Consider the following 23,897-nt stretch of genomic DNA (forward strand, 5'->3'; position numbering starts at 1 on the left):
ATGAAAAAATTATTCCTGATTTCATTATTGTTTTTGTTGGTTCAAAGTGCTTTTGCACAGACAAAAACAATTACTGGAACTGTAAAAAACAAAGCGGATGGTATTCCTATTCCCGGAGTTACAGTTCTTATTAAAGGTACTACTAAAAGTAGTGTTACTGATTTTGATGGTAAATACTCCATCGTAGCAGAACCAACAGATTTACTTGTTTTTAGTTACATTGGTTTTTTAAGTTCTGAAATTAAAACCTCAGAAAAATCCAATATCATTAACGCTAATTTATCTGAAGAATTAAATTCTTTAGATGAAGTAGTTGTACTTGGTTCAACAGTCCGTGTTACTAGAAAGGAACTAGGTAATTCTGTAACTAGTATAAAAGCAGAAGGTTTGAACCGTGCTAAACCTGTTGACATTTCTTCAGCTTTACAAGGTAAAATTGCTGGTGCTCAGGTCTCCCAAAACTCAGGTGATCCTGCCGGAGGTTTTAGTATAAAGCTTAGAGGAACTTCATCGATACTAGGTTCATCTGACCCTTTATACGTTATTGATGGTGTGGTTTTAAATAATGCATCCACCAACCTTACAAATCTAAACGTAAGTAAAGGAAACTCTAATCTACAAATTGGACAAAATAGATCTTCAGATATCAACCCAAATGACATTGAGACAATTGAAGTATTAAATGGTGGTGCTGCAGCTGCAATATATGGTTCTCGTGCAGCAAATGGAGTGATATTAATCACTACTAAAAAAGGTAGATCAGGTGATACAAAATATACTTTCTCTACAAGCTTAACCACAAACTCTTTACGCAAAAAAGTCTACGTTAATCAGTCAGACAAACAATTCGTCAACTCATCTCCAGCTTTATTCCCAATACAAGGACAGCCTGCAAGTCCTACAACTGTATTAGTAGCGGGTAGAAATTTAGAAACACAAACCATTTCTGGAATTGAAAGATATGACTACCAAGATGATGTATTTGTAACTGGAATAGGACACGACACCTACTTTTCATTACGAGGCGGCGACGATAAGACAAAATATTTTTCTTCTATCGGTTATTTGAAAAATGAAGGTATTATTAAGAATACTGATTACAACCGATTGGGGGCAAAATTAAAAATACAACATGAGTTTAATAGTAAATTAACTGCTTCTGTAGGTTTAAATTATATCACTTCTAACTCTAATGAAAAACCGGATGGTAACGTATTTTGGAGTCCTATCAACTCTATTACAATAACAAACAATATTTACGATATTAATCAAAGAAATTCTAATGGAGATTTATTAGCTGTAGATCCCAATCGAGTTAATCCTTTGTCTGTAATTGAAACTTTCAAAATCACACAGAAAACTGATCGTATGATTTCTGATATTCAGTTAAATTTTAAGCCATTTGAAAATTTTAACGCTGATTTTATTTTTGGTCTAGACAACTATAATCAAAAAGGTACCGTTTTTATACCTAGATACCCGTATTCCCCAGTTAATGGAACTTATTTCAATGATGGTTATGTTTCTGAAGCAACTAACAGAGTTGTACAATTTAACAACGATTTGAACTTAAGATACCTTTGGAATATCAATAAAAAAGTAAAGTTAACTTCGTTTGCCGGTTATAACGTTCAGTCTTACCGAGACGAACTCTTTGCAATTGAAGGACGAGACTTAAAACCATTTGTACAAACAATCAATGCTTTTAACACTTTACTTCCAGGATCTCCAAGTGCTGGTCAATCGAAATACAACCTATGGGGATTCTATTTACAAGAAACAATTGGATTTAACAACAAGTTTTTCGTGACAATTGCTGGAAGACAAGATGCCTCAACTGTTTTTTCAAAGGAAAATCGTTCTCAATTTTATCCAAAAGTTAGCGCTAGTTATGTATTATCTGATGAGAAATTCATGGACAATTCTCCAATAAGCTCCGCACGTTTACGTGGTTCATGGGGAGAGTCAGGAAGCTTAACAGCAATAACTCCTTATGCAAGGTTTACAAATTATTCTACAGGAAACCTTGTGGGAAACACTTCATTCACTCTTGAAGGCTTCAAAAAAGGAAATTTAGATCTAAGACCTGAAAAAAGTTCAACATATGAAGTTGGAGCAGATCTAGGAATCTTAAAAGATCGTGTTAACTTATCTTTTAGTTACTACAATGCTGATATAAAAGATTTATTGTTACCAGTAGAACTTGCGAGTTCAACAGGATCAACTAATACAATCCAAAATATTGGTCAAATGAATAACAAAGGTGTGGAAATTGGATTGCGCTACGATGTAATTAAAAAAGAAGATTTTAATCTAGATTTTTACGTGAATTATAGTAGTAATAGAAACAAAGTCACTGGTTTGCCACAGCAAAGATTTAAGCTAGACAGTAATCCTTCTGGAGCTCCAGTTTTTGTGGAAAAAGGACAGCCTATCGGTATTTATTACGGAACTTACTATGCAAGAAACACAGATGGCACTTTGTTATTAACAGCAAATGGCTATCCACAAGTTGAAAAAGGAGATTCAGCAACTGGAACCGCATTAAGAGACGCCTCTGGTCAACCTACAGGAACTATTTTAAACAAACAAATCGGGAATCCTAACCCTGATTACATCATCTCTTTTGGAGCAAATTTAAATTACAAAAAATTTGGTATGTCAATTTTATTTGATGGAGTACAAGGTGTTGATGTTTTTGATGCAGATTACAGAACAAGACAGGGAGTTGGAAATGGTGAGTTAGTTGAAAAAGAACTTAACGGTGAACTACCTAGAGGATATATATGGTCAATATATGGTATTGAAGAGTTTAGAGTTGTTGACGGTAATTATATAAAGCTAAGAGAAGTGTCTTTAAGTTATTCCTTTGGAAAGTTAAATAGCTTTTTTGATGACTTAACTATCAATGCAAGCGGTAGAAATTTATTTTCATGGGATAAATTTACAAGCTTTGATCCTGAAACAAATTCTGGTGGTCAATCATCAGTAGCAAAATATAATTTTGGGACAGTCCCTATTCCTAGATCATTCTCTTTAGCATTAAAATTCCAATTTTAATATAAAAAAACATGAAAAAAATATTTATATCCATACTAGTTGCAAGTTTTTTATTTACGTCTTGCAACGAAGAATTTTTAGATCCTACAAAACCATCTGAGGAAGGTGTATTAACCAGTAGAGATGGCCTTATTGGTGCTGCAAATGGTTTGCAACAATTATGGAGTACTAGTAGGTTAAGTCCAATGTACACTGTAATAACTGCAAATGGTTTCACTACAAATGAATTGCGTTTAATTAATGCTGGTAATGCCGATGAAGGAGAATTATCTATCGGCGGTGTCTCTTTAACATCCAAAAATGGGCTTACAAACAATCTTTGGTCACAATGTTTAGTAATTAAGTCCGAGTCACAAAAAATAATCGATAACATCAACGTGATGACTGTTGAAAATGAAAAAGGAAGCGTTTTTACTCATGCTTCTATTTTTAAAGCAATGGCCTTGGGAACCCTTATCCAATTTTACGAAAGTATCCCTTTAAAAACAATGAAAAATGCTCCATTCAATTCAAGAGCTGAAGTTTTGACTGAAGTAATCGCGACGCTAAAAGCTACTGAACCTTACCTAGCTACTAATGCAAATGGTTTTACTGGCTTAGCATCAAGCATAAAATATAAAAATACAGTTAACGCTCTACTATCCAGATTTTACCTAATGTTAGGTGATTATAATAAAGCTCTGGAACATGCTAACTTAGTTGATTTAGCTTCTAAATCAACCTTTTATTATGATGCTGTAAGTAACAATCCTATCGCTTTTAATTCAATATTGACCAACAATGTTTTTCAGCCAATAAGCAGAACTTTTGGCCTTCCTTCTGCCCTAGCGCCTGTTCCTACTGATGGTCGAATTGACTTTTATATTACGTCAGGATCTAATCCTACCACTGCTGCTGGTTTCTATAATTCAAATACAAAAGCAATTCCAGTGTTCTTACCTGGCGAAATTATACTAATTAAAGCGGAAGCCTATGCTAGAAAAACTCCTAACATGCTTGCAGAATCAAAAATAGAACTGGACAAAGTTCTGACGAAAACAACAGCAAATGACGTGTATGGTATTGCTGCAAATTTACCTGCATATTCAGGATCATTAGATCAAGCAAGCCTTCTAACTGAAATCTACAGAAACCGTTGTATTGAGTTATACATGACGGGTTTAAAGTTAGAAGATAGTAGACGTTTTGGTCGTTCAGCAACTGAAAGAAATAGAAATTGGTATCCTTATCCTGATTCAGAAAGGTTCAATAACCCAAATACACCTACAGACCCAGTTAATTAAAACTGTTCTATTTAAAACGAGGCTATTAATTTTTTGGCCTCGTTTTTTTACAATTCTATTACTACAAAATTCCATAATGCAAAAGTTATAATTAACTTACTGTAAAGTCTTTGTATTGCTTAAATACAACTTTTTGCAAAAGTAAAAGAATCTTAATTCTCACTAAATAACTTCCTCAATTTAAGAAAATGAAAAGAAACAATCCAGATACAGAACAAGAGTCTTTGTATTCTAATTTAGATAAAATGAGTACTCAAGAATTACTCATAAACATCAATAAAGAAGACGCAAAAGTAGCAGATATTATTAAAAAGCAAATTCCGAAAATTGAAAAATTAGTTGATATTATTGCCTCCAAAATGAAACTAGGAGGTCGTTTATTTTACATTGGAGCAGGAACATCCGGAAGAATTGGTATCCTTGATGCTTCTGAATGCCCTCCAACTTTTGGAGTTCCTGATAATTGGATAATTGGTATTATAGCCGGAGGTGATTCTGCCATTAGAAAAGCCGTAGAAAATGCCGAAGATGACAATAATCAAGCCTGGAGAGATTTATCCGCTTATGCCGTTTCAAGTTTAGATGTAGTAATTGGAATTGCTGCTTCTGGAAATACGCCCTATGTTATTGGGGGCCTAAAAAAAGCACGGGAAAATAATATTATTACAGCTAGCATTTCTTGCAATAGTGATAGTCTAATTTCTAAAGAAGCTGATTATCCTATTGAATTAATTGTAGGGCCAGAATTCCTTACTGGAAGTACACGAATGAAAGCTGGAACCTCTCAAAAATTAGTATTAAACATGATTTCAACCTCAGTTATGATTAAACTGGGACGAATTTATGGGAATAAAATGATCGACATGCAATTGTCTAATAATAAATTGGTACAAAGAGGTGTTGAAATGATTGTTGAAGAACTGCAAATAGATGAAAAAACAGCTTCCAAATTGTTAGAAAAACATAAAAGCGTAAGAGCAGTATTACTAAATCAAAATAAAAATCTTGATATTTAACATTCCCTTATTCAAAAAAACAACCCCCTAAAGATTATACAATGACACCAAATGCCATCCTTATCCTTATAATTGTTTATTTTGGAATATTGTTCTACATATCACATAGAGTCAGTAAGAAAGACGACAGTAATGAAGCATTCTTCAAAGCTAATAAAAATTCAAAATGGTATTTAGTAGCTTTTGGAATGATAGGTACTGCTCTATCAGGAGTCACATTTATTTCGGTTCCAGGAGAAGTTGGTGCTCCAAGTGGGGAACAGTTTAAATACTTTCAGTTTATATTGGGAAATGCAATAGGATTTATTATTATTACTAAATTACTGCTACCCATATATTACAGGATGAATTTGACATCTATTTATGGCTATATTGAAAAGAGAATGGGTACTTATAGCTACAAGACTGCTGCTACTATTTTTTTAGTAAGTAGAACTATCAGCTCCGCATTTAGACTTTATCTAGTAGTTATAGTACTGCAGCGTTATGTTTTTGATTTCTATAAAATCCCTTTCTTCTTGACGGTACTAATATCATTGCTTTTAATATTTTCATATACCTACAGAGGCGGTCTTAAAACAATAATCATTACTGATACTTTACAAACTTTTTTTCTGGTAACTTCTGTTTTTCTGACAATTTATTTCATTTGCGACAGTCTAGATTTAAATGCAATTGGAGCTTTCAATGAAGTAAAAAACAGTAACTATTCAAAAGTGTTTTTCTTTGATGATTTTATGACTAGTAAATTTCACTTTGTGAAACAAATTATAGGAGGTATGTTTGTTACAATTGCAATGGTTGGTCTTGACCAAGATTTGATGCAAAAAAACCTGAGCTGCAAAAATATTGGCGAAGCCCAAAAAAACATGTTTACATTTACGGGAATCTTTGTTATTATCAATATATTCTTTCTTAGTGTTGGTGCACTTCTATATATATATGCTGATAAAAATGGAATTACCGCTCCTCTTGATCTTATTACAAACAAACCAAGAACAGATTTATTGTTTCCTGAAATTGCATTGAATCACCTATCAACAATACCTGCTATTGTATTTTTATTAGGAATTATTGCAGCTACATTTGCAACAACTGACTCTGCATTGACAGCACTTACAACCTCTTTTTGCGTCGATTTCCTAGATATGGACAAAACGGAAAATCTTAATAAAAAAAACTTGGTCAAAACTAGATATTTTGTCCATATTAGCTTTTCTGCCTTAGTGTTTTTTGTAATTCTAATTTTCAATTCTATTAATGACAGTTCTGTAGTCGGAATGATATTCAAGGTTGCTTCATATACTTATGGACCTTTATTAGGGTTATATTCTTTTGGTATTTTTAAAAAATCGAGAAAAGTAAATGACAAACTAGTGCCTTTAATCTGTCTATTATCACCCGCTTTGACTTATGTTATTAGTGAAAATTCTAAAGCACTATTGTTTGGGTACGTATTTGATAATGAATTGATCCTACTTAATGGACTAATTACATTTCTAGGACTCTATCTAGTAAGTAAAACTTCTAATGTAGCATTACAGTTTTAAAATGATCTCGAAAATAAAAATAGTTCTTTAAAATTTATGTATGAATATAAATATAGAATCACTTTATAAGATAGCTCAAAAACCTGCTCGCCGGATAATCGGACTTATGTCAGGTACATCTTTGGATGGCCTAGATGTAGCTTTATGCGAAATTTCAGATTCAGGTAAAAACACACAGGTTAAATTAATAGAATTTGATACTGTTGAATATACACAAGAAATAAAAACAGAAATTCAGAAAGTTTTTGCAAAACAAACTATTGATTTCCACAGCCTCATTTTATTAAACGAGTGGCTTGGAATATTACATGGTAACATGGTATTAAAATGCCTTAAAAAATGGGGAATTGCAAGCAATGAAGTTGATATAATTGCTTCACATGGACAAACAGTATTACATCTACCCAAAATTTTACATCAACAAGAAAAATTCCCAAATACTACTTTACAAATTGGTGATGGCGATCAAATCGCTGTAAAGACAGGAATAATAACCCTGTCCGACTTCAGACAAAAGCATATCGCCGCCGGTGGTGAAGGAGCGCCGTTAGCTGTTTATGGCGATTATTATATTTTTGGAAAAAAGGGAGAAAATCGTATTATGCTTAACATGGGCGGCATTGCAAATTTCACATACTTGCCCTCAAACATGAACTCTGAAGAAGTTTTTGTTACGGATACAGGAACTGGAAATACTTTAATAGATGCATCTGTCAGACTATTTTATCCAGAAAAATCATATGATAAAGATGCAGAAATTGCAAAACTTGGGACCGTAAACCAAGCGCTCTTAGAGGCATTAAAAGAAGATGATTTTTTTAAAGATCCTTTTCCAAAAACGACAGGTCCAGAACTTTTTAACATCAAGTTTATCAGGACCGCTCAAACCGCAAGTAAGACCGAAAACATTTCCGTTTCTGATCTACTGGCAACATTAACTAGATTTAGTGCGGAAACTATAGCCGAAGGAATTAAGCAAGCAATAGAAAAGACAAAATACGACTTAGCAAGTTTTAACATCTATATGTCAGGAGGAGGTACTCATAACCCATTATTAGTAAAATGGTTAAAAGAACTATTACCTTGCTATTTTTTCACTACTAATGAATTAGGTATTAGTGGTGATGCAAAAGAAGCAGTGCTATTTGCTGTTTTAGCCAATGAAACGATTTCTGGTAAAGCCACTGATTTTGGAACCCGTAAAGGAATCCCTTCAGTTTCTATGGGAAAAATATCGTTCCCCAGTTAAGGAGTACATTTGAAATATTAACTTTTATTAAATAACTTAAAAAATGAAAGAAGAACGATTAATCTCGCTAGATGTATAACGAAAACTTACTATTTAAATGATGATAATTATCAATAAAACAGTAAGTTGGAAATTTATTAACCCACATTTAAAACACCTAGAATAATATGTCTGTACTAAAGAATTATTTTTCTTATTTTATATTGCCCCTAATTTGGTTTTGAATGTCTTCTAGATATTTTGACCTACTAGCAGTTAATAAAACTATGCTCATTTCTTTCGAATTTCTATCTAGGTCTACTTCTAAATTATATTAGTATAAATCACTAGACAGCAATTATTTGATAAATGAATGATGAAAACACTTCAAATGGATTGTTTTTTTCTATCGTCTTTGAATACTATTAACTGCTTTTCCTAAAAATATTTGGCAAAGAAATTGCTGCCATTAAATAAGCGGAATTTTAATACTCATTTATCTATTAAACTTCACTAAAAAAACTATTTTTGAACTCTATAAAAACATACTTATAATGAACCGGAACAACTCCATACTACTACTGATTTCAATTTTCCTACTATCGTTTTGGAATGCAGGGGCGCAAGAAAACTCAGCAAACCCTAAAAATGAGTTTAGAGCGGTATGGATTGCCACTGTTGTGAATATCGACTGGCCAAAAGCGGGTACTGATCCTATTGAAAAGCAAAAAGCCGACTTCATTGAAATTTTAGATACCTATAAAAAGCTAAACTATAACGCGGTGATTGTCCAAATTAGAAGTGTTGGCGATGCTTTCTATCCTTCTAAATTGGCCCCATGGTCTAAATATTTAACAGGAAAAGAAGGAAAAGCTCCTGCTGATAATTTTGACCCGCTTGAATGGATGATAACTGAAACTCACAATAGAGGCTTTGAATTTCATGCCTGGTTAAACCCATATCGTGCAACTATGAACTTAAATACAGAAGTATTGAGTCCAACGCATGATTTCTTTAAACATCCCGAATGGATGATTAAATATGGTGGGAAATATTACTATAATCCTGCTTTGCCTGATGTTCAAACTCATTTAATTGCAGTTGTTGACGAGGTGGTAAAAAACTATGATATTGATGCCATTCATTTTGATGATTATTTCTATCCATACAAAATAGCAGGAGAAGAGTTCGATGATTCTGCATCCTTCAAGAAATTCGGTGCTGGAATGAGCTTGGCTGATTGGAGACGTTACAATGTGAATAATTTCGTGAAATACTGTTCCTATTCCATAAAAAGTATCAAGCCATGGGTACAATTTGGTATTAGTCCGTTTGGAGTTTGGCGCAACAAATCAGTAGATCCAAAAGGTTCTGACACCCAGTCTGGACAAACGAACTACGATGATTTATTTGCTGATCCAATGGCGTGGATGGAACACAGCTGGGTTGATTATATTCTGCCACAATTGTATTGGAGTATGGACCACCGCACCGCTTCGTATACCAAACTATTAAAATGGTGGGCTGAAAACTCAAAAAACACTGCAGTCTACATCGGAAATGGGAGTTACAAAATCAACACTGATTCAGACAAAAGATGGAACGTTCCTTCTGAAATACCAAATCAGATTGACGTAACCAGATCTTATAAAAACATTAATGGAAATGCTTTCTTTAGTGCCAAATCATTTATCAACAGAAACAAATCTGTTACTGATTTGTTGATGAATAACCAATATAAATATCCGGCCCTACCGTATGTTGTGCCAAATTCCAGACATATAGTTATTGACAATCCTACCGTTTGTAATTCAATTAGCGACAATAACTGTTCTACTTATACCCTCAATTATCCTTTGAATAGTAAGATTCGCTATGTTATGGTTTACGAGGCGAAAAATGGAGCTAAATTAGACATTAGTGATACAAGTCAGATTGTTGATAAAATTGCTTTCAAAGAAAAAAAAGACAGCATTTCTATAGTTATTAAAAAGAATAAATTAGATAAAAATAATACGTATGCTTTATCCTTTATTGACTTTTATGGTAATGAAAGTAAAGCTACTCAACTAAGTACAACATCCGAAAAAAAACCAACTCAAAGCGCATCAAATAATGGAAGTAGATAACAGACCTTGGTATTGGATACCTATTTTAAACTTTGCCTCGGGCCTTCCTTACGCTATTATTATTTCGGTTTCGGTGATCATGTACAAAAACCTAGGAATCAGCAATGAAGACATCGGTATTTATACTAGTCTTTTATATCTTCCTTGGGTAATAAAGCCATTATGGAGTCCTTTTATTGACTTGTATTCCACTAAAAGAAAATGGTTTTTGGCTATGCAATTAGTCATATCTATCGCCTTTTTAATAGTAGGATTGTCCATTCCTATGAATCATTTTTTTGTCATTAGTTTGGCTGTTTTTTGGGTAGCTGCTTTTGCCTCGGCTTCTAATGATGTGGCCAGTGATGGCTTTTACATGTTGGCTTTAGAGAAGGACCAACAATCCTTTTTCTTAGGAATCCGAAGTACTTTTTACAGACTTTCCATGCTTACCGGAAATGGTTTGATTGTAATTATTGGAGGATATTTAGAGCAAGAATATGGCGACAAACAAAAAGCTTGGTCTTACACGATGATTATTGTTGGATTATTAATGACTTTAATCACAATCTACAATTATTTTGCTACCCCAAGAACTGAAAAAGCAATTGTAAAAAATTCGGTAGAGGCCGAAAAAGCTAGTTTTTCTAGTGTATTTTCTAGTTTTTTTCAAAAGAAACAAATTGGAATTGCTTTGGCTTTCATCTTATTATTCCGTTTGGGAGAATCTCAATTATTAAAAATGTTAACCCCGTTTTTAATAGATGATATTAGTGTTGGCGGAATTGGATTAACAACACAAGATGTAGGAATTATCTACGGTACCTTTGGTGTGATTTCACTAACCGTTGGAGGTATCATAGGAGGTATTGTTATCTCTAGAGATGGTCTTGGTAAATGGATGTTGCCCATGATTCTAGCGATGCACTTACCTATTATCGGTTTTATTTTATTAGCTCATTTTCACCCTACTTCTGTCTATTATATTTATGCTACAGTTATAGCGGAGCAATTTGGTTATGGGTTTGGTTTTGCCGCCTTTATGATGTACTTGATTTATGTTGCTGATGGTGAATCAAAAACCTCCCACTACTCCATCGCTACTGGGTTTATGGCACTAGGAATGATGCTTCCGGGAATGTTAAGTGGTTTTATCCAAGAGTACTTAGGCTATGGAAATTTCTTTATTTGGGTTTTCCTCGCCACAATCCCTGGATTAATTCTGTCACGATTCTTAATATATCCGAAAGAATTTGGAAAGAAGGTAGGCCAAGAAAATTCATAAACATATAAGTCATTTAAGTTTATGAAAATAGAATAAATGAAGAACAAAGAAGCAAAAACAATCCTTGCAAACTTAGTGCCTCCTTTGTGTACTTTGTGTTTAAATAAAGAGATATGACATTAGAACAAAAAATAGGACAATTCTTTTTTCCAGCGGTTTTTATAAACGATTCTGAAGAAAATATTCAGGCAACCGAACAATTAATTAAAGAACATAATATAGGTGGATTAACTTTTTTTCATAGTAGAGCCAGTGCAGCTACAAATTATGAAACCAAGAAAAAGATAGTCTATAATGACGATAGTTACCAGCGTTTAAAAGATCTTATTGTTCGTTACCAAAAATGTGCCTCTACTCCACTTTTGATGAGTATTGATGCTGAATGGGGATTAGCTATGCGCGTCGAAAAAACACCTCAATATCCTTATGCTATTACTCTTGGTGCTTTGCCAGACAGTGAATCCCATTTAGTTTACGAACTGGGGAAACAAATAGGCTTGGATTTGAAATCGGCAGGAATTCAATACAATTTAGCACCTCTTGCTGATATTAATAATAACCCAAATAATCCCGTAATTGGCTACCGTTCTTTTGGTGAAAACAAGGAAAAAGTAGCTGATTTTGCTTTAGAATATTTAAGAGGAATGAGTGACGTAGGGGTTTTAGGCTGTCTAAAGCATTTTCCTGGTCACGGAAATACCAATGTTGATTCGCACTTAGGACTGCCAATTTTAGAAGAAAACCTGGAACAACTACTCGAAAACGAATTGTATCCATTCATAAAAGGAATTGAAAATAATGTCGACTCCATCATGATTGGACACCTTGCAGTTCCAGCTTTAAATGAAGGTAAAGACACCTCGGCCACTTTATCAAAATCCGTGATTGAAGATCTTTTGCGAAAGCAATTAGGATATGATGGATTAGTGATTTCAGATGCCTTGAATATGCATAGCGTTTCCAAACTGTACGATAAAAAAGGGCAATTAGAATGGGAAGCTTTCAACGCTGGAAATGATGTGTTGTGCTTTGCCGAGAATGTTCCAGAAGGTATTCAGGAGATTCTTAAAAACGCAACAGCAGAACGTATTGAAGAAAGCTATGCTCGCTTAATGAAATGCAAACAGAAAGCTGGAATTCTAGACAATCATCAAACTGTAGCTGCTAATTTAGACTTTGAAACGGCTTCATTATTGAATCGTAAAATTGCGCAAAGCAGCATCACTATAATCAAAGGTAATAACAACACTGCTCTAGTTTTGAAAGCATCCAAAAAAGGAAAATTAGCATTACTAAGCCTCCATAAAGGAAATGACAATCCCTTTTTTAATTCATTGAATCCTACTTTAAAAGCACCATTATTTTCTGTAGAAGAAATAGAAGAACATACTATAGCTTCTTTGGAAAAAGATCTTGCGCCATTTGATACTCTTGTCATTGGATTATACATTCCGAAAGCAAAACCAATGAATAATTTTGATTTGGCTCCTGAGGTATTATCAATAATAAAGCAATTACTACAATCAAAAAAGTGCGTGCTCTATGTATTTGGAAACCCTTATGCGTTGCAAGTTATTCCCGATTTGGAATTTGCTACTGGAATTGTTCAGGTATATCAAGATTTTATCGAATTCCAAGAAAATGCTGCCATACAATTGCTTAATAATAGTTTATGTAAAGGAATTTTACCCGTCCATATTAATGGCATTTAGCAGTATTTTAAAAAAAAAATTTCATAATTCTTTTAGTGCAATTGTTTTATCAGACGATCTAGAATTGGAATTCAAATCACATTCTACTAAAAATCAACACCTAAGCCTAAAAAAAAAGAGCACTAAACAAACTATTTTTCGTTCTAAAAAAACGGTTTAGAAACAAGTTGTTTATTCAATATCAGTTTAGGCTTTTACGTAGTTTTTTATCTATATTGCAATCTCAAACGCAATAGTATGGATACCAAAATTAACAGAAATAAAGAATTATCAATAACCGAAGCCTTAATTCCAGTTGTGGCACTTATAGTTATGTTAGGCTATAATGTCGCGGTTTATGGAGATAACGCTTTGAGTGGAAGTAACCAATTTGTTCTATTATTAGGCGCTGCTGTCGCCGCCATCGTTGGATTTTTGAATAAAGTCACTTTCGAAAAAATGATGGAAGAGGTTGCTGAAAATATAAAATCAACCGTGGGTGCTATCCTTATATTACTTATGGTTGGCGCATTAGCTGGAACTTGGCTAATTAGCGGAATAATCCCATCAATGATTTATTACGGTTTACAAATTTTAAGCCCTGCCATATTTCTACCTGCTACTTTAATCATCTGTTCGATAATCTCAATCGCCACAGGGAGTTCTTGGACCACAAGTGCAACTGTTGGTATTGCCTTGATAGGCGTTGGAGGTGCATTAGGTTTCGATTTGGGAATGGTCGCTGGAGCAGTAATTTCAGGAGCTTATTTTGGAGACAAATTATCTCCAATGTCAGATACAACCAACCTTGCTCCTGCTATGGCTGGTACTGATTTATTTACTCATATCAGGTACATGACCTTAACAACGATTCCAACTTATGTAATCACCCTTATTATTTTTATTATTTTGGGCTTATCCGTTGAGATCAATGGAAATGTGGATATTGCAAGCCTTCTAGCCGACATAGAAAAATCCTTTACTATTTCGCCATGGTTATTCTTGGTACCTACGATTGTAATAGGATTAATTATCAAAAAAACCGAACCCTTAGTTGCTCTTTTAGTAGGAACTCTTTTAGCTGCTATTTTCGCTTTAATATTTCAGCCGCATATCATTAACCAAATTGCAGGTGTAGATCACATGACTTTTGAGTCAGGTTATAAAGGGGTAATGGATGCCATTACCGGCAAAGTAGTAGTACCGACAGAAAACAAAACTCTTGCCGATTTATTTACTTCTGGTGGAATGGAAAAAATGTTAGGTACTATCTGGCTAATTCTTTGTGCGATGGTTTTTGGTGGAATAATGGATGCTATTGGCGCTTTATCCAGAATAAGTCAGACTCTTTTAAAAATGGCACACACTACTTTTGGACTGTTTGCTTCAACAGTAGGAAGTTGTATGGCATTAAACATTACCGCTTCAGATCAATATTTAGCTATTGTGGTTCCTGGTAAAATGTTTGCCAAAGCATACAAAGAGAAAGGCCTAGCTCCTGAAAATTTAAGTAGAACATTAGAAGATTCTGGAACAGTAACTTCAGTTTTAATTCCGTGGAATACCTGTGGTGCCTATCAATCAGGAACTTTGGGTGTTTCAACACTTGATTATCTACCCTATGCCTTTTTTAATATCTTGAGCCCGTTTATGACATTAATCTTTGCAGCATTCAATATTAAAATTAGACAATTGGTCGATAAAAAATAACAAAAAAAAGACACTTTTAATTCGAGACAAAATATAAAGCCATGACTTACCGTAAGTTATGGCTTTGTGTTTTTTACCAATAAGCAAAAGCTATAATTCGATAAAAATATATAATTGAAATTGATAATGAACAGCCTTTCTTATTCCCTATTTTTGCAGAATATTAAATAAAAATTAAACAATATAATTATGTCATTAGTAGGAAAAAAATTCCCAAGTATTGCAGTTGATGCTATCTCAGAAATGGGAGACAACATGAAAATCAACATTTTTGAAGAAGCTACAAATAACAACAAAAAAGTACTTTTGTTTTGGTACCCAAAAGATTTTACTTTTGTATGTCCTACAGAATTACATGCTTTTCAAGCTGCATTACCTGAATTTGAAAAAAGAAATACAATCGTAATTGGTGCTTCTTGTGATACAAATGAAGTTCACTTTGCATGGTTAAACACTGCAAAAAACAATGGTGGAATCGAAGGTGTTACTTACCCAATCCTTGCTGACACTAACAGAAACTTATCTAACATTTTAGGGATTCTAGATATTGATTCAACTGAATATAGTGAAGAAACTGATTCAGTTATGATCGAAGGATCTAATGTAACTTTTAGAGCTACTTATTTAATTGATGAAACTGGAAAAATTTTCCACGAAAGTGTTAACGATATGCCATTAGGTCGTAACGTAAACGAATACTTGCGTATGGTTGATGCATATACTCATATCCAAGAAAAAGGGGAAGTTTGTCCTGCAAACTGGGAAGCTGGTAAAGAAGCAATGAGTGCTGACAGAAAAAGTACTGCTGAATACTTAAGCTTAAACTAATTTATTAAGAGTTACAAAGTTGCAAAGGCATATAGTTTCAAAGTTTATACTTTGAATTAATTGTCAATTCAAGCCTTTTGCAACTTTGTCGCTTTTAAATCTTTTTAAAAACCTTTGCAACTTAGTTCCTCTGAACCTTTGCATCTAAAAACAAAACTATGTTAATCGATTTAAACGAAGATACTTTAGCTGATTTAGTCAACCAAAACAATAAGGTTGTCGTACAATTTTCGGCTTCGTGGTGTGGTAATTGCCGAATCATGAAACCAAAATTCAAAAAGCTAGCTACTGAAAATGAAGCAATCACTTTTGTACTTGTGGATGCTGAAAATTCACCAGAATCAAGAAAACTGGCTAATGTAAGTAACCTACCTACTTTTGCCACTTTCGTGAATGGTAAACTGGTAAACGAAACGCAAACTAATAAACAAGAAGTGCTAATTGAATTAGTGAACGAAATTGTTTAATTTTTCATTGGTTTAAAGTTTAATGTTACCTCTCTTTAAAACTAAGTTTAATGTTAAACTTTAGGTATAAAAAATAGTAGCTAAAAACCTTGACCTTTTTAAACTTTAAACTTTAAACTAAAGAAATATGAAATTACCTGTAATAAAGTATTTAACGCAGTTCATAGAAGATAACGACCAAGATTATATCATTGAAACGATAGAGGTTTTAGAAGCAATGACTGAAATCCCTTCGTTAAAAGATGAAGAATTGGATGTTATTGGAGAATTAATCTCTAATATGTATGGTGCCATTGAAGTGCATAAAATGGTTAAAAGCGGAACCGATAAAAAGGAAGCGCTAAATACTTTTATGAAACGGGTTTTGGGCTCTATCGACAAATAAACAACTATTTTATAATAGTTCTAGAACAAACGCACTTAGAAATAGCTGCGTTTTTTTTATGTTTAAACTAGATTGATTAAAAACGAATTGGTTTACAATAGTTTGAAGATACTTCTATAATGTCATACTTTATCCCAAATTTTCGGGACTGAATCTTAAATAATTTTCATACTTTTGAACCTTAACAAAAAACAAAAAAAATGGCTTCAATAACATTAGGAGGAAATCCAATACATACATCAGGTGAATTACCAAAAGTAGGTTCTAAACTAGCTGATTTTAAATTGATACAAAACGACCTTTCAGTTGCTTCACTAAGTGATTTTGCAGGTAAAAAATTGATTCTAAATATCTTTCCAAGTATTGATACAGGAACATGTGCTGCATCCGTTAGAAAATTTAACGAAACTGCTGGAAATTTAGAAAACACTACTGTATTATGTATTTCAAGAGATTTACCTTTTGCACAAAAACGTTTTTGTGGTGCTGAAGGACTTGAAAATGTAGTTAACTTATCTGATTTTCAAGAAGGAACATTCGGTAAAGTAAATGGTTTAGAAATTGTTGATGGTCCATTAGCCGGATTACATTCAAGAGTGCTTATCGTAGCAGATGCCAATGGAACAATCACCCATGCAGAGCAGGTTCCAGAAATTGCAGATGAACCAAATTACGAAGCTGCATTAGCTGCCTTATAACAGCTAACTGATGGAATTTCAAAAAGACAATACTTTCGTTACAGGAAGATTAAAAAGTGTTTCTTACGCTTTTAAAGGAGCTTTAAAATTAATCACGACAGAACACAGTGTGATGGTGCAATTTTCAATTGGAATATTGCTGACCATCGCTGGGTTCTATTTTGGTATTACTCCCACTGAGTGGCTTTTTCAGACTATGGCTATAGGCTTAGTGATGAGCATTGAAGGCCTGAACACCGCTGTTGAAAAAGTAGCCGATTTTATTCATCCTAATTACGATGAAAGAATTGGTTTTATAAAAGACATTGCGGCTGGAGCGGTATTTTTTGCAGCTATAACAGCTATAATTATCGGTTTAATCATTTACATTCCACGAATTTCATAGGTATTAAGTACAATTAAGAATGGCGAAAACAACAAAAAAAGAACCTTTAGACAAGAAAGCAAATTCTAAAACTAAAGCAGATAAACCTTGGGAAATAACAAAACAGCACAAAATCGTTTTGGGAAGTCTTCTTATATTGTTTTCTGTCGCTTTATTGGTTGCCTTTATATCCTTTTACATCCACGGACAAGAAGACCAAAGTGCTGTTTCTGAATTGACTGACAGATCTGAAACTGTTCAAAACTGGCTAGGTAAGTTTGGAGCCTTTCTGGCTGACATCATTGTTTACAAAGGTTTTGGACTTGCTTCGTTCCTATTTGTTCGATTGTTTTTCCTGACTGGACTTTTTATGATTCTAGGCATGTCAACAAAAAAACTCAAAGGAATCTGGTTCTGGGATTTATTTGCCTTAATTATAATATCCGTTTTATTAGGTTTTTTCGCAACCTCATTACCTGAATTAGGCGGTACGGTAGGTTATGAATTAAATTTGTTCCTGCAGGATTATATTGGAAAAACAGGAACTTTACTGACACTGATTTTTGGACTTATCATTTATGTGATATTCAAAATCAAATTATCTCCAGAAAAGATTCAGTCTTTTTTCGAGAATACTAAAAAAGAAATCAAATCTGATTTAGGTACAGTAGCCGCTACAAAAGGCGACGGTGTCTACAATCTAGAAGAATTTGCAATAACTGAGGAAAAAGAACTAGAAGATATTCCAGTTAAGCCAAAACCTGCTCAATTTGAAGTAGATAAGGAAGCCTTGAAGCCTACAATTTCACATTCCTCAGAAATCAAACTCACTCCTAGTCCTAAACCAACAGCTGCTGAAGTTGCTGCAGCGGATACCAGCTCCACTCTTGACGATACTTTTGTTGTAGAAACTGCTCCAGAAGAAGAGATTATTGAGGAGAATCTGGCGTCTAGACTCGTTTCTGATTTTGGTCTATTCGATCCGACTTTGGATTTATCCAATTACAAATACCCAACAATTGATTTGCTAAAAGAATATTCTACTGGTGGGATTACGATCAACCAAGAAGAATTAGAAGAAAATAAAAACAGGATTGTAGATACCCTTCGCAATTATAAAATTGAAATTGCTCAAATAAAAGCGACAGTTGGTCCATCGGTAACCTTATATGAAATTGTTCCTGAAGCAGGAATTCGTATTTCTAAAATCAAGAATCTTGAGGATGATATCGCATTATCACTTTCGGCATTAGGAATTCGTATCATTGCCCCTATTCCTGGGAAAGGAACGATTGGAATCGAGGTTCCAAACAAGAATCCTACCATGGTTTCAATGAAAAGCGTTATAGGCTCAGCTAAGTTTCAGGAAGCCGAAATGGAATTGCCAATTGCCCTTGGAAAAACAATTTCAAATGAAACCTTTGTTGTCGATTTAGCTAAGATGCCCCATTTATTGATGGCTGGAGCTACTGGACAAGGAAAATCTGTTGGTTTAAATGCAGTTCTTACTTCTTTACTATACAAGAAACACCCTGCCGAAGTGAAGTTTGTTTTGGTTGACCCAAAAAAGGTAGAATTAACGCTTTTCAACAAAATTGAAAGACATTATTTAGCTAAACTTCCTGATTCAGAAGATGCCATTCTTACTGACAATGCCAAAGTGGTAAATACTTTGAACTCGTTGTGCGTAGAAATGGACAATCGTTACTCGTTGTTGAAAGACGCGATGGTGCGAAATATTAAAGAATATAATGAAAAATTTAAAGGAAGAAAATTAAATCCAGATAACGGACACCGATTTTTACCTTATATAATATTAGTTGTCGATGAGTTTGCCGATTTGATTATGACTGCCGGTAAAGAGGTAGAAGTTCCCATTGCGCGTTTGGCTCAATTAGCTCGTGCAATTGGAATTCACTTAATCATTGCGACCCAAAGACCATCTGTAAACGTAATTACAGGTTTGATTAAAGCCAACTTCCCAGCGAGAATAGCGTTTAGAGTAACCTCTAAAATTGATTCCCGAACTATTTTGGATACTGCAGGAGCTGACCAATTAATAGGACGTGGAGATATGCTTTATACTAATGGTAATGATATCGTGCGTGTACAATGTGCTTTTATCGATACTCCAGAGGTAGAAAAAATCACTGATTTCATTGGTTCACAAAAGGCATATGCTACTGCTTATTTGCTTCCTGAGTTTGTAGGAGAAGATAGTGGCATTAATCTTGATGTGGATATATCCGAGAGAGATACTTTGTTTAGAGAAGCTGCCGAGATTATTGTTAATGCACAACAAGGTTCGGCATCATTGTTGCAAAGGAAACTGAAACTGGGTTACAACAGAGCTGGTCGATTGATAGACCAACTTGAAGCAGCCGGAATTGTGGGACCGTTTGAAGGAAGCAAAGCACGTGGTGTAAATATCCTGGACATGAGTTCTCTTGATCAATTTTTTAACAATGAACAAAACAATTAATACTATGAAAAAATTTATTCTAATTACCTTTATTCTGCTTTTTAGCCTTTCGACACAAGCCCAAGACAAAAAGGCAAAAGCCCTTTTAGATCAGGTAACATCAAAAGTAAGAAGCTACAATAATATCGTAATTGATTTTAAATACTCTTTAAATAATGCTAAAGAAAACATAAACCAAGACAGCAAAGGAAACGTTACAATGAAAAACGACCAATATGTTTTGAACTTTATGGGCATCACTAAAATTTTTGACGGAAAGAAAACTTACACTATTGTTCCAGAAGATGAAGAAATCACAATATCAAATCTAAACGAAAAAGACGATAGTGCTATTACGCCATCAAAAATGTTGACATTTTTCAATAGTGGCTACCGATATTCAATGGATATCCTACAAGATGTTAGAGGAAGAAAAATTCAATATATCAAACTAGTACCTACAAATGCAAAAGATCAAAGAAAAGAGATCCTATTGGGTATAGATGTACAAACAAAACACATCTATAATTTGATTGAAGTGGGTAAAAAAGGAACAAAAACGACTTTAACCGTTAATTCTTTTAAAACCAATCAACCTTTGTCAAAAAATCAATTTACCTTTGCCGAAAGTAAATATCCAAATTACTACATCAATAAATTAGATTAAATTATTAGGTGAAAATTCTCGACAAATACTTATTAAAAACATTCCTGATTACATTTACTACGGTATTTGTAATCTTGTTTTTTATATTCATACTTCAAACGGTTTGGTTATTTATAGCTGAGTTAGCTGGTAAAGACTTGGATATAGCATTAATTATAAAGTTTTTACTATTTTCGATGCCTCGAATAATCCCCTTGGTATTACCCCTATCCATTTTATTGGCTTCCATAATGACTTTTGGAAACCTAGCCGAGAATTATGAATTTGCAGCTATGAAATCTTCTGGTATCTCTTTGCAAAGAGCAATGAGAAGCTTAACTGTATTTATTCTCTTAATGAGTGTTGTGGCTTTCTTTTTTGCCAATAATGTCATTCCTTTTGCCGAATATAAGTTTATCAATTTCAGAAAAAACATTGCACAGGTTAAACCTGCCATGGCTATAACAGAAGGTCAGTTTAGTGATGTGGGCTTGTACAACATCAAAGTCAACAAAAAATCAGGAGAAAATGGCAACGTATTGACTGGTATCACCATTCATAAAAAATCCAACATTGGCGACGGAAGCAAAACCGTAATAAAAGCCAAAGACGGAATCCTGATAAGCAGTGAAGAATCAAGTATCCTGCAATTAGTGCTGAATAATGGTAATTACTACGAAGACATTGTACCCAAAAAATATGAAGATCGCAATAAATTACCTTTTGCGAAAAGCTCCTTCAAGAAATACACTATCAATATCGATTTGTCACAATTGAACAAAGTAGATGTTGACGACGAGAATATTGCCAACACTAATACTATGTTGACAGTAAACGAGTTAAAATACACCTTAGATTCATTAGATAAAAATTTCAAGAATGAAATCATTTCCTTTTCGGAAAATATCAATCTAAGAACTGGGATACCTCAAAACAATAACAACAACATTATCGTTGATGCAGAAAAGCCAGTTAAGAAAGTAAACAAAAAACTTCCAGATAACATCTTGTCATTATATACTAATGAGCAAAAATCGGAAATCTTAAAAATGGCGAGCAGTAACGTTAATAGCACAGGATATTCTATTGACGCAACTAAAGTCAATTTAGCAAACAAACAAAAAAACATCAACAACCACTTACTGGCTTTTTACGATAAATTCGTGATTGCATATGCCTGCTTAATGATGTTTTTTATAGGTGCTCCTCTGGGTGCCATCATCCGAAAAGGTGGACTTGGACTGCCCATTATTTTTGCAGTTTTGATATTCATCTCATTTCATTTCATAAACACTTTTGGAAAAAGAATTGCGCAAGAAAACGGCATGTCCCCTTTTATGGGCGCCTGGATGTCTTCGTTTATTTTGACCCCATTGGCCATACTGTTGACCTACAGAGCAACAAATGACATTGGTTTAATAAATATGGACGTTATCTTAGCTCCTATCCAAAAATTATTTCAAAAATTATTTCCATCCAAAAAAAAATAAATTCTTATCATGGTTACAAGTAAAATTAAGCTTAATACAATTGAAGAAGCAATAGAAGATATACGACAAGGAAAAATCATCATCGTTGTTGATGATGAGGATCGTGAAAACGAAGGTGATTTCTTGGCAGCAGCTGAAATGGTAACGCCAGAAATGATTAACTTCATGGCTACTCACGGACGCGGATTAATATGTGCTCCATTAACTGAAAGCCGTTGTAAAGAATTAGGTTTACATGTTATGGTTACTAACAATACTGACCCAATGGAAACGGCCTTTACTGTTTCAGTTGATTTAAGAGGAAACGGAGTAACTACGGGAATATCTGCTGGCGATAGAGCTAAAACTGTTTTAGCCTTGACATCTGCTGATACCAAACCGCATGATTTAGCAAGACCTGGACATGTTTTCCCATTGATTGCAAAACAAGGTGGTGTTCTTAGAAGAACTGGACATACAGAAGCAGCTATTGATTTTGCAAGACTTGCCGGATTTAAATCGGCTGGGGTTATTGTAGAAGTAATGAATGAGGATGGTAGCATGGCTCGTTTACCGCAATTAGTAAAAGTGGCGAAAAAATTTGATTTGAAGTTAGTTTCTATCGAAGACCTTGTAGCATACAGAATGCAACACGACAGCCTAATCATCAAAAAAGAAGATTTTGATATCCAAACCCGTTTTGGAACTTTCCGTCTAAGAGCTTACGAACAAACGACCAACAAACAAATTCATATTGCTTTAACAAAAGGGACATGGAATTTAGGCGATGCCGTATTAACAAGAATCCACTCTTCACAAGTAAATAATGATTTATTAGGCACATTGACTAATAATGAAGACCAACAATTAGACGACATGTTTAAGGTGATTAACGAACAAGGAAAGGGAGCTGTGATCTTTATAAATCAAGACATGCAATCGGTAAATTTATTGAACCGTCTAGCTGAGTTAAAAGTAATACAAGCAGCAGGAGAAATCAAAGCGCCAAAAATTAAAATTGACAGCAAAGATTTTGGAATTGGAGCACAAATTTTGCACGATATAGACATTTCAAAAATCCGATTGGTATCTAATACTCAACAAGAAAAACGTGTTGGAATGATAGGTTACGGCCTTGAAATCACAGAATACGTAAGTTATTAGAACTATTTCTAATTGTTTTTAATTTCATTTCAATTGCTAATAGAAAGAGAATGAATCAATTAAAAAGTAAATTAAAAAATAGTCTTTTTTTTTATCCAAATAGGCTTTGAAAACCAAAAAAGCACCCTATATTTGCACTCGCAATCAGTAAATGATCGCGAGTTACTGGAGAAATGGCAGAGCGGTCGAATGCGGCAGTCTTGAAAACTGTTGACTGTAACAGGTCCGGGGGTTCGAATCCCTCTTTCTCCGCAGAATTAAAGCCCTAACAACTGATTATCAGTGAGTTAGGGTTTTTTTGCTTTTTAAGCAAGTGACAAAGGCTTGCTTTTAGAAGCAAGCGGATCAAGTCTAAATGTTGTGGGGAAATATATAAATAACGACTTTTGCATTTATAAAATATATCTCAATGCAAGATTCCTACAGCGAACTGATCAAGTTATTATTGCCAGAAATTATTGTTGAATATTTCGAACTTACTTCC

Annotated in this window: 18 protein-coding genes and 1 tRNA gene; all 19 read left to right on the plus strand. The window is 34.0% G+C overall.

Translation table 11 applies throughout. The features are described 5' to 3' along the window. The gene (locus BLV91_RS04810) at positions 1-3,060 is read left to right on the plus strand and encodes a SusC/RagA family TonB-linked outer membrane protein (protein ID WP_091430250.1); all 3,060 of its coding nucleotides are present in this window, start codon (positions 1-3) and stop codon (positions 3,058-3,060) included. Between the two features lie 11 nt (positions 3,061-3,071). Continuing rightward, complete coding sequence (locus tag BLV91_RS04815; protein WP_091430252.1) at positions 3,072-4,343, plus strand: RagB/SusD family nutrient uptake outer membrane protein; 1,272 nt, start codon at positions 3,072-3,074, stop codon at positions 4,341-4,343. 188 nt (positions 4,344-4,531) lie between these two features. Continuing rightward, complete coding sequence (murQ, locus tag BLV91_RS04820) at positions 4,532-5,359, plus strand: N-acetylmuramic acid 6-phosphate etherase (RefSeq protein ID WP_091430254.1); 828 nt, start codon at positions 4,532-4,534, stop codon at positions 5,357-5,359. Between the two features lie 41 nt (positions 5,360-5,400). Then, positions 5,401-6,909 (plus strand): sodium:solute symporter, encoded by a 1,509-nt coding sequence (locus BLV91_RS04825; protein WP_091430257.1) that lies wholly within the window; start codon positions 5,401-5,403, stop codon positions 6,907-6,909. Positions 6,910-6,949: 40 nt separating this feature from the next. Next, entirely contained in the window at positions 6,950-8,158 is a 1,209-nt protein-coding gene (locus BLV91_RS04830; protein WP_091430259.1) for an anhydro-N-acetylmuramic acid kinase, read from the plus strand. Positions 8,159-8,691: 533 nt separating this feature from the next. Then, positions 8,692-10,266 (plus strand): glycoside hydrolase family 10-like protein, encoded by a 1,575-nt coding sequence (locus BLV91_RS04835; RefSeq protein ID WP_091430262.1) that lies wholly within the window; start codon positions 8,692-8,694, stop codon positions 10,264-10,266. After that, the gene (locus BLV91_RS04840) at positions 10,253-11,530 is read left to right on the plus strand and encodes an MFS transporter (protein ID WP_091430265.1); all 1,278 of its coding nucleotides are present in this window, start codon (positions 10,253-10,255) and stop codon (positions 11,528-11,530) included. Before BLV91_RS04835 ends, BLV91_RS04840 begins: the two co-directional genes overlap by 14 nt. Before the next feature lie 113 nt (positions 11,531-11,643). Beyond that, positions 11,644-13,242: a glycoside hydrolase family 3 protein gene (locus BLV91_RS04845; RefSeq protein ID WP_091430267.1), complete on the plus strand. Its 1,599-nt coding sequence runs from the start codon at positions 11,644-11,646 to the stop codon at positions 13,240-13,242. Between the two features lie 237 nt (positions 13,243-13,479). Further along, the gene (gene nhaC / locus BLV91_RS04850) at positions 13,480-14,931 is read left to right on the plus strand and encodes a Na+/H+ antiporter NhaC (RefSeq protein ID WP_091430270.1); all 1,452 of its coding nucleotides are present in this window, start codon (positions 13,480-13,482) and stop codon (positions 14,929-14,931) included. Positions 14,932-15,120: 189 nt separating this feature from the next. Further along, positions 15,121-15,759, plus strand: coding sequence for a peroxiredoxin (locus BLV91_RS04855; protein WP_091430271.1), 639 nt, complete (start codon positions 15,121-15,123; stop codon positions 15,757-15,759). A gap of 158 nt (positions 15,760-15,917) precedes the next feature. Continuing rightward, positions 15,918-16,226 (plus strand): thioredoxin family protein, encoded by a 309-nt coding sequence (locus BLV91_RS04860; RefSeq protein WP_091430274.1) that lies wholly within the window; start codon positions 15,918-15,920, stop codon positions 16,224-16,226. A gap of 127 nt (positions 16,227-16,353) precedes the next feature. Next, the gene (locus tag BLV91_RS04865) at positions 16,354-16,611 is read left to right on the plus strand and encodes a DUF6952 family protein (protein ID WP_091430276.1); all 258 of its coding nucleotides are present in this window, start codon (positions 16,354-16,356) and stop codon (positions 16,609-16,611) included. Between the two features lie 200 nt (positions 16,612-16,811). Next, positions 16,812-17,309 carry a thiol peroxidase gene (gene tpx, locus BLV91_RS04870; protein WP_091430278.1) on the plus strand — a complete coding sequence of 166 codons (498 nt, stop codon included), beginning with the start codon at positions 16,812-16,814 and terminating at the stop codon, positions 17,307-17,309. 10 nt (positions 17,310-17,319) lie between these two features. Then, the gene (locus tag BLV91_RS04875; protein ID WP_091430281.1) at positions 17,320-17,694 is read left to right on the plus strand and encodes a diacylglycerol kinase family protein; all 375 of its coding nucleotides are present in this window, start codon (positions 17,320-17,322) and stop codon (positions 17,692-17,694) included. Positions 17,695-17,713: 19 nt separating this feature from the next. Next, a complete protein-coding gene (locus BLV91_RS04880; RefSeq protein ID WP_091430283.1) occupies positions 17,714-20,155 on the plus strand; it encodes a DNA translocase FtsK in 2,442 nt (813 codons plus the stop codon). Positions 20,156-20,159: 4 nt separating this feature from the next. Further along, complete coding sequence (locus tag BLV91_RS04885; RefSeq protein ID WP_091430324.1) at positions 20,160-20,801, plus strand: outer membrane lipoprotein periplasmic chaperone LolA1; 642 nt, start codon at positions 20,160-20,162, stop codon at positions 20,799-20,801. An 8-nt stretch (positions 20,802-20,809) separates the two neighbouring features. Next, complete coding sequence (locus BLV91_RS04890; RefSeq protein WP_091430285.1) at positions 20,810-22,270, plus strand: LptF/LptG family permease; 1,461 nt, start codon at positions 20,810-20,812, stop codon at positions 22,268-22,270. Positions 22,271-22,279: 9 nt separating this feature from the next. After that, on the plus strand, positions 22,280-23,413 hold the full coding sequence (gene ribB / locus BLV91_RS04895; protein WP_175513953.1) for a 3,4-dihydroxy-2-butanone-4-phosphate synthase: 1,134 nt from the start codon (positions 22,280-22,282) through the stop codon (positions 23,411-23,413). A 167-nt stretch (positions 23,414-23,580) separates the two neighbouring features. Beyond that, positions 23,581-23,665 (plus strand) — tRNA-Ser (locus BLV91_RS04900). The last annotated feature ends 232 nt before the right edge of the window (positions 23,666-23,897 follow it).

Origin of the sequence: Flavobacterium degerlachei (genome assembly GCF_900106645.1) — a bacterium.
Classification (GTDB): domain Bacteria; phylum Bacteroidota; class Bacteroidia; order Flavobacteriales; family Flavobacteriaceae; genus Flavobacterium; species Flavobacterium degerlachei.

Excerpts from the sequence above, each read along its gene's own strand:
- BLV91_RS04810 (WP_091430250.1), top strand. The coding sequence starts at position 1 with ATGAAAAAATTATTCCTGATTTCATTATTGTTTTTGTTGGTTCAAAGT.
- BLV91_RS04815 (WP_091430252.1), top strand. The coding sequence starts at position 3,072 with ATGAAAAAAATATTTATATCCATACTAGTTGCAAGTTTTTTATTTACG.
- murQ (WP_091430254.1), top strand. The coding sequence starts at position 4,532 with ATGAAAAGAAACAATCCAGATACAGAACAAGAGTCTTTGTATTCTAAT.
- BLV91_RS04825 (WP_091430257.1), top strand. The coding sequence starts at position 5,401 with ATGACACCAAATGCCATCCTTATCCTTATAATTGTTTATTTTGGAATA.
- BLV91_RS04830 (WP_091430259.1), top strand. The coding sequence starts at position 6,950 with ATGAATATAAATATAGAATCACTTTATAAGATAGCTCAAAAACCTGCT.
- BLV91_RS04835 (WP_091430262.1), top strand. The coding sequence starts at position 8,692 with ATGAACCGGAACAACTCCATACTACTACTGATTTCAATTTTCCTACTA.
- BLV91_RS04840 (WP_091430265.1), top strand. The coding sequence starts at position 10,253 with ATGGAAGTAGATAACAGACCTTGGTATTGGATACCTATTTTAAACTTT.
- BLV91_RS04845 (WP_091430267.1), top strand. The coding sequence starts at position 11,644 with ATGACATTAGAACAAAAAATAGGACAATTCTTTTTTCCAGCGGTTTTT.
- nhaC (WP_091430270.1), top strand. The coding sequence starts at position 13,480 with ATGGATACCAAAATTAACAGAAATAAAGAATTATCAATAACCGAAGCC.
- BLV91_RS04855 (WP_091430271.1), top strand. The coding sequence starts at position 15,121 with ATGTCATTAGTAGGAAAAAAATTCCCAAGTATTGCAGTTGATGCTATC.
- BLV91_RS04860 (WP_091430274.1), top strand. The coding sequence starts at position 15,918 with ATGTTAATCGATTTAAACGAAGATACTTTAGCTGATTTAGTCAACCAA.
- BLV91_RS04865 (WP_091430276.1), top strand. The coding sequence starts at position 16,354 with ATGAAATTACCTGTAATAAAGTATTTAACGCAGTTCATAGAAGATAAC.
- tpx (WP_091430278.1), top strand. The coding sequence starts at position 16,812 with ATGGCTTCAATAACATTAGGAGGAAATCCAATACATACATCAGGTGAA.
- BLV91_RS04875 (WP_091430281.1), top strand. The coding sequence starts at position 17,320 with ATGGAATTTCAAAAAGACAATACTTTCGTTACAGGAAGATTAAAAAGT.
- BLV91_RS04880 (WP_091430283.1), top strand. The coding sequence starts at position 17,714 with ATGGCGAAAACAACAAAAAAAGAACCTTTAGACAAGAAAGCAAATTCT.
- BLV91_RS04885 (WP_091430324.1), top strand. The coding sequence starts at position 20,160 with ATGAAAAAATTTATTCTAATTACCTTTATTCTGCTTTTTAGCCTTTCG.
- ribB (WP_175513953.1), top strand. The coding sequence starts at position 22,280 with ATGGTTACAAGTAAAATTAAGCTTAATACAATTGAAGAAGCAATAGAA.